The following is a 7,943-nucleotide window of genomic DNA, read 5'->3' as shown; positions in this document are numbered from 1 at the left end:
AGTCAAAAATTGTCTTCTTCTGCTACAGGGGTAGGTATGCCTATATGCTTTCTGGGGGCTATTTTGCTTATTTTAACACAAAAAAGCTCTCAAAAATTTGGTGATGTCTTAGGAATCATGAGGTACGTTTCAATTACTATCACTTAATTGTTAGGTTCAGCCCTTCATGCACGTTATCGAGTATTGAATACTATAACGCTACTGACTTCTCACGGCAAGCTTTACTCCGCTTCTTTCGTAAAAAAACTATTTAAAGCGTCCGTGAGACCTCCTCGGATAAGGGCATTATCTTTTCATCTTATACCGACTTCATTTACGCCAACCATTCCGAATAGCTATGGGACTTTGATTTGCTTTGCAATCTTATCCATGGTTAAATGCCTTATATGAAGTTCCTGTTCGTTAGGTCAGATGTTTGCCGCCAGCTTCCTTCAGATTTCACCTTGCGAAGAACACCCTTGCTCTTGGCTATGTAATTCCCGCTATTAGGGCTTACTCGGGACTTGCACCCGTTAGATAATGCACATGCCGAGCGTACAAAGAAAAAAGGAGCGCAACTCACTGAGTAACACTCCTTTTCTTATTTATCTCTTTTGATAATTATCTATCTTACTTGACCTCCTCAAAGTCGGCGTCCTGAACATCCTGAGCGCCATCATTAGCACCCTGTGACTGCTGACCACCCTGAGCACCCTGTGCACCCTGAGGACCAGCCTGCTGACCACCCTGGTACATCTGCTGAGAAGCTGCCTGCATTACGGTGTTCAAGTTGTTGATGGCAGTGTCGATGGCTGCAACATCACCAGCCTTGTGAGCATCCTTCAACTGCTGCAATGCCTGCTCGATGCCTGGCTTCTTGTCTGCTGGAATCTTATCACCGTTATCCTTCAAGAAGTTTTCGGTGGTGAAGATCATGCTGTCTGCCTGGTTCATCTTGTCAATCTTCTCGCGCTCAGCCTTATCAGCAGCAGCGTTCTGCTCTGCCTCAGCCTTCATGCGGTTGATCTCGTCCTCGCTCAAACCAGATGAAGCCTCGATACGGATGCTCTGCTCCTTACCAGTAGCCTTATCCTTGGCTGATACGTTCAAGATACCGTTGGCATCGATATCGAAGGTAACCTCAATCTGAGGAACACCACGACGAGCTGGAGCAATACCAGTCAAGTTGAACTGACCGATACTCTTGTTCTGAGCTGCCATTGGACGCTCACCCTGCAGTACGTGGATAGTTACCTCTGTCTGGTTGTCGGCTGCTGTAGAGAACACCTCGCTCTTCTTGCAAGGGATGGTTGTATTAGCGTCGATCAACTTTGTCATCACACCACCCATAGTCTCGATACCGAGAGTCAATGGAGTAACGTCGAGCAATACGATGTCGCCAACACCCTCTTCCTTGTTCAAGATGGCACCCTGGATAGCTGCACCTACTGCTACTACCTCATCTGGGTTAACACCCTTAGAAGGCTCCTTACCGAAGTAGTTCTTAACGAGTGTCTGAACGGCTGGGATACGGCTTGAACCACCAACCAAGATAACCTCGTCGATATCTGATGTAGAGAGCTTAGCATCACGAACGGCATTCTGGCAAGGTACGAGACAAGCCTGAATCAGGTTGTGAGCCAACTGCTCAAACTGTGCACGAGTCAAAGTCTTAACCAAGTGCTTTGGCATACCGTCAACAGCTGTGATGTAAGGCAAGTTGATTTCTGTAGATGTAGAGCTTGACAACTCAATCTTAGCCTTCTCTGCAGCTTCCTTCAAACGCTGCATAGCCATAGGATCCTTGCGGAGATCTACGCCTTCCTCAGCCTTGAAACCATCTGCCAACCAGTTGATGATTACCTGATCGAAGTCATCACCACCCAGGTGAGTATCACCATTTGTAGAAAGTACCTCGAATACGCCGCCACCGAACTCCAAGATAGAGATATCGAATGTACCACCACCCAAGTCGAATACGGCGATCTTCATATCCTTGTTAGCCTTGTCAACGCCATAAGCCAAAGCTGCGGCTGTAGGCTCATTGACAATACGCTGAACGTTCAAACCTGCAATCTGACCAGCCTCCTTAGTTGCCTGACGCTGTGAGTCAGAGAAGTAAGCAGGAACGGTGATAACTGCATCTGTAACCTCCTGTCCGAGATAATCCTCTGCTGTCTTCTTCATCTTCTGGAGAACCATCGCAGAAATCTCCTGTGGAGTATATTTGCGACCCTCGATTTCAACACGTGGATAACCACCCTCGTTTACTACTGTGTAAGGCATTGCCTCAGCTTCCTTCTGGCTCTGAGCGTATGTCTCACCCATGAAACGCTTGATAGAATATACAGTGTTCTTAGGGTTTGTGATGGCCTGACGCTTAGCAGGATCACCTACCTTGCGGTCACCATCCTTAACGAAACCTACTACTGATGGAGTAGTACGCTTACCTTCACTGTTAGCGATTACAACTGGTTCGCTACCTTCGAAAACGGCAACACAACTGTTTGTGGTACCCAAGTCAATTCCAATTACTTTTCCCATAATTATTTTGTTTTTATTTTTTCGTTATTAACATGTTATAAAATCTCATTAACACCCAGACTGGAAGTTTGCCGAAGATATGCATCTATCGGGAGCCTCATCTCTAAGTGTTTACGCTACCTATCATAACAAAGCGTGTGCCAATGGTAATATTGACACACGCTGGCTGACAAATTGTCATAAGTTGCTATTTTCTTCTTTCTACAACATGCTATCGAGCAACTCGATGGCATGGCGCATATCTTGCTCGAAAGTAGTATGGTCGAGCAGATAATGCGGAGTGCCATTAGCCAACAACTGGTAGAGCGCGGGATTCATCCCATCTACATATTGGCTGATGGCATATTCTATATCATCACGCTGAGTGGGACTGGTGGAATATTCATACACACGCAACTTCTGATGGAAGAAGCAATAGGCCGACTCGATGCTGTCCTTGGTGAAATCTGTATTCATTTTGTTTTGACTTTTCGATAACATGATACAAAAGTAACAAGAAAAACCTAAAAAGCCATACTTCCACATCACTTTTTAGGTTTTATTCCATTTTATGAGTTCTGGGAATTTATGGGTCCTGGGGATTTACCTCATAGGTTATTTATAATATGTGATATTACTGTCAAGTTTCGCACCTTCAGTAGAAAAGAAAATCCCAATTAGGGAAAACTTGTCAATCAACTGACAAAATATTTTTTCCTAACTGGGAATTTCTTTTTTCTCAACTATAGATAATAGGTTTCCGCATACAAATATATATGCAAGAAACGCCATACTATCTTTTTTCTGATCCTTACTCCGAGAGCATGGTAACCTCTACACGATGATTCTGCTTCAACAACTCCTTAGCCATTTTCTGCACATCAGAAGCTGTCAGGTTGTCCACCATCTTGCAGTAATCCTTGTCGAAGTCGGCATCGTCGTCGAGCTGGTGCCAGATGACATAGCTCCAGTAGTCGTTGGTGATTGCCATCTGTCCGTATTGCTTCTTCAGATACTTCTTCACCTTATCCATACTGCTTGCCACAGGACCATGGTCGGCGATGTTCAGGAGTTGCTTGTAGATGACTGGATTCAGTTCCTCGTAACGCTTGGGGTCGCTCTTGTAGGAAATGCGAAGCAAGGCATTCGGATTGTCCTCCTTCTCGAGGTTGAAGCTTACGCCCACTCCGTATGTTCCACCCTTCTCCTCACGTACCGAGTCGGTGTAAGCGATCTGGAGGACACGGGTCAACATGTCGAGCACCAAGTCGTTCTTAGGCGAAAATGGGACGTTGGCTGTATAGAACACGCTCACGTTGGCAAGCGGAGTTTCCTGCTTATGCACGAACTTCACCACCTCGTTCTTCTTCACAATCTGAGGCACGTTGGCCTTGTTGCTCTTTTCTGCCTTGTGGGTAGAAGGCAGGGTGGCGAGATACAGGCAGAGCAACGGACGAAGCTGCGCCATATCGACCTTGCCGATGAAGACGGTATTGAAGTTGCTCGCATCGCTGAAACGCTCACGATAGATTTCGAAGATGCGGTTGTAATCCGCTTTTTTTGCAATCTCCACGGTTACAGGAGCCATACGCACATTGTGGTCGTACAGAGTAGCCGAGAGGGAGTCGTTATAGACAACCTTCGAACTGGCGTTGCGGTTCTTCAGGAGCGAAAGGTTGCGGTTCATCATTCCCTCGAACGCCATGCTGTCCTTGCGAGGAGCAGTGAAATAGAGATGAGCCAACTGAAGCATCGTCTCCAAGTCTTTTACTGACGAGGTGCCTGTGATACGCTGTCCCTCGCTGGTGATGGAAGGAGCCAACTTCAAGGACTTTCCTGCCAATACCTTGCGAAGACGAGTGGCCGTGAAGTCGCCCACACCCGCCTCCGTGATGGAACCACTCAAGAAGGCGAAGTTAGGTATGTCCTCGTTGCCATAGACGGATGTACCGCCCTCGCCTCTCATGCTCATGGTGATTTGGTCGGCCTGATAGTCGGTGGACTTCACATACACCTTCATGCCATTACTCAAGACTATCTCCGTCATGCCAAACTTGCCGTATGGTTTCTCCGACACAATCTTGCCTGGTGCAGGCAAGGCCGCCATCAAGGTAGCTGGCACTTGCTCCTCCTGGTAAGCGTCGTAACTCTTCTGCTGTGCGGCAAGCACGGTGCTCTCAATTTCCGATTCCGAAGGAACCACGAAACCATCCTTGTCGGGTCCATACATGATGAACACCTGGTTCTTGTCGGTGATTATCTCGCCCACCTGACTATTTACCTCGGCAAGACTCACCTCGCCATCAAACAGTTTCACCAACTGGAGGTTGTAAGTAGGGGTCAAGATAGGCTCTCCCTCCAAGAAGTTGTTCACGCACTGGCTCACATAGTGAGAGTTCTTATAGTCTTTCTCCATCTTCAGTTGTCGCTCGGCAGCATTGAGATAGAGTTTCTTGGCACGTTCCAGCTCACTCTGTGTAAAACCATGCTGACGGGCACGTTCCACCTCGCCTACGGCTACCGAAACGCCACCCAGTACATTGTCCTGCTTGCAACTGATGCTCAGGCTGAAGGCATCCTTGGTGCGGGAAACGAAGAACGCACCGTTCTTCACCGTCGCACTCATGAAAGGCGGATTGGCCACTTGCTTTTTCTCCAAAAGGCGACCATTGAGCATATAGGTGATTAAACCGTTGATGTAATCCTCACGCTGATATTTCACACTGTTTTTCTCGCTGTCTGGAGTGGTCTCGCTCTTCATATAGAGATGACCGAGGATGATAGGCTGCTCCTTGTCCTTCTCGATGGCGACAATCATCTTGTCGTTGTCCGTCACAGGATAGTAGATGCGCTCGGCAGGATTCTTGTGTGCCTTAATCTTACCAAAGAGCTTTTGGATTTTCCTCTCCATCATATCCACGTCGAAGTCACCCACCACCACGATGGCCTGCAAGTCGGGGCGATACCACTTCTGATAGTAGTCACGCAGGTCCTGGTAAGGGAAGTTATCCACGATGTCCATATTGCCGATAGGCAGACAGTCCTCATACTTGCTGCCCTTGTATATCTTAGGCATCACATTCTCCATCATGCGCTGCATGGCCATGCCCGTACGGCGGTTGCGCCATTCCTCGTGGATGACGCCACGCTCCTTGTCTATCTCCTTGGGTTCAAGGTTGATAAACTGGCTCCAGTCGTTGAGCACCAAGAGGCAGGAGTCGATGATACCTTCGCGCTTGATGGGAGCCGAACCGATGTGATAAACCGTTTGGTCGACTGATGTGTAGGCATTGAGGTTGGTACCAAACTTCACACCGATGGTCTCGCACCAAGGCACGATACCCAGTTGCTTACCCTTGCCAGGGAAATGTTTGGTACCATTAAACGCCATGTGCTCCAGGAAGTGAGCCAAGCCACGCTGGCGAGGTTCCTCCAAGATGGAGCCCACACGCTGGGCTATATAGAAGTCGGCAAGTCCTGCCTCCTTGGCATTATGACGAATGTAGTAAGTGAGTCCGTTCTTCAACTTGCCCTGACGGATGGATGCATCCTGCTCCACAGTTTGAGCAAACAGCGAGGCAGGAAGTATAGAGAGAAGGAACAGACCTAATAATTGTTTCTTCATTAAATTTCTTTTTATATAGAAATGTGTTATTCTACAATCACTTTCTTATTGCCTACGACATATACACCTTTAGTCAATCCATTCTTTGCTTCAGCCACAGAAGAAGCAGATTTCAAGAATTTGCCATCGGTTGTATAAACGCTTACACTACCATTTGCAGCATCTGACTTGGCTGCATTGATACCTGTAGCCACATCATTCAGTTTATAACTGTAATAGGCAACACCCCAAGCGGCGAGGTTAGAGAACTTCGTATTAGTTCCGTAGAACGTAGCTTCTGCTGTAGTTGAATTTGCACGACCACCACGATTCATCATTACCACATAGTCACCGTCAAGGATAGGCGCAGAACCCAATGTAGCAATTCCATACTTGCAAACTATGTAAGGAGTACCGGCTTCTGCCGTTAACTTGTTGTATGGCACCAAGATGGCCCCCTGAGCCATATCATAGCCAAAAGCATACATACTAGACTGACCTACAACAACACCAAAAAACTCACTAATACCAGTTGTTGGAGAAGCGACAACGTTTTGCACCTCACCAGTCTCTGGATTTACCTTGATGACATAAGCTTTGTACATTCCCTTAGGGTTAGCCAACAAGTCAAAAGAACCTTGCACACCGCCTGTAGAATACAAAGCACCATCAATATACTGAAGACCTTTGTTATGGAGTCCCCACTTTGAGGTGTTTGAAGACCATTTAACGACATTAGCATAGTTTACCGATAAATCAGAAGTATTAATCGAAGCGATATAGAGAGTCTCATGCCCTGTTGTTGCTTCGATTTTCTTATCTCCGAGCAAGAACTCAGATCCATTGCCGGCAACACGCCCATTAGCATAAATCTTGCCATTAGCATAAGCGATCTTATCCATGTAAGCAGCTTCTGCGGGGCTATCCGAAGTAAGACGATTCAGATAGTAACCTTGCTTATCCAATTTCACAAGATATAAATCTCCCACTGATTTTTGAGAATCACCAGTCCATCCACTCACATTCTTAGCCGTAAGTGTCACTACAGAGCCATCACTCTTTTTGAAGTTCAACTGAGTACGATAGTTTCCTGAGATATAAATATTCTCCTCATCGTCCAAAGCAAGTCCCTTAACAGATGCATTGTTTTTTGTATTCTGGGTAAAGTTACCTGTACCAGCATAGTTTACCAAGCCATTGAACAAACGAGCCCAAGCGATTTTTCCTTCTGCCGTCAGACGGACTACAAGAAAGCGGTACTCACTGTCCGATGTATTCATGTCTTTTATCGTGGTTGTTGCACCTGTACCATCTACTATCTCCAAAAGATTGTCAAGACCTGCATCTTTCACCCACGCTCTTGTCTTGACAACCATGACAAGACCACCATCCTTGGTAGCTGCCAATACACTTTCTTGATCCACATCACCCTTCTTGGTATATAAGTTCCAACTTACATTACCTTGTTGGTCAACCTTCTGAAGCAATAAATTGCGATTATAACTTGAACCGTCATTATATGGACTTCCTTCGATTGCTTGTCCATCGACTCCCAACAATGGTTCGCCATCAAAGTTTACTGTATAAGATTTCCAAGAAAACTTGAGGTCTTTATCTACAGAACCAAAGTTGGTTGCTACATAATAAAAGCCATCGGAAGACTTGCACATATCGACAACATTGTCACCAGCAGATGTCTTACCATCAACAGAATGTGCCCATTGGAAAGTCAAAGCACTTTGTGCCTCATCTGCACGAGCAAAGCCTACCATTGCAAGCATTGCCATCAATAAAAGAGTAAATTTCTTCATAAAATTGATACTTTTAGTTAATAAAC

The 7,943-nt window shown here is 46.3% G+C and carries 4 protein-coding genes; all 4 read right to left on the bottom strand.

All coding sequences use genetic code 11. The features are described from left to right. Positions 1-609: 609 nt before the first annotated feature. Complete coding sequence (dnaK, locus tag P3T48_RS01150) at positions 610-2,523, bottom strand: molecular chaperone DnaK (protein ID WP_022251655.1); 1,914 nt, start codon at positions 2,521-2,523, stop codon at positions 610-612. 201 nt (positions 2,524-2,724) lie between these two features. Continuing rightward, positions 2,725-2,979 carry a hypothetical protein gene (locus tag P3T48_RS01145; protein WP_276505298.1) on the bottom strand — a complete coding sequence of 85 codons (255 nt, stop codon included), beginning with the start codon at positions 2,977-2,979 and terminating at the stop codon, positions 2,725-2,727. Between the two features lie 334 nt (positions 2,980-3,313). Next, entirely contained in the window at positions 3,314-6,127 is a 2,814-nt protein-coding gene (locus tag P3T48_RS01140; RefSeq protein ID WP_276505297.1) for a M16 family metallopeptidase, read from the bottom strand. A gap of 26 nt (positions 6,128-6,153) precedes the next feature. Then, entirely contained in the window at positions 6,154-7,917 is a 1,764-nt protein-coding gene (locus P3T48_RS01135) for a hypothetical protein (RefSeq protein WP_276505296.1), read from the bottom strand. Between the last annotated feature and the right edge of the window lie 26 nt (positions 7,918-7,943).

The organism is Segatella intestinalis (assembly GCF_029348455.1).
Classification (GTDB): Bacteria; Bacteroidota; Bacteroidia; order Bacteroidales; family Bacteroidaceae; genus Prevotella.
Note: the sequence above shows the minus strand (reverse complement) of the source record. Positions and strands in the feature narration are given on the sequence as shown.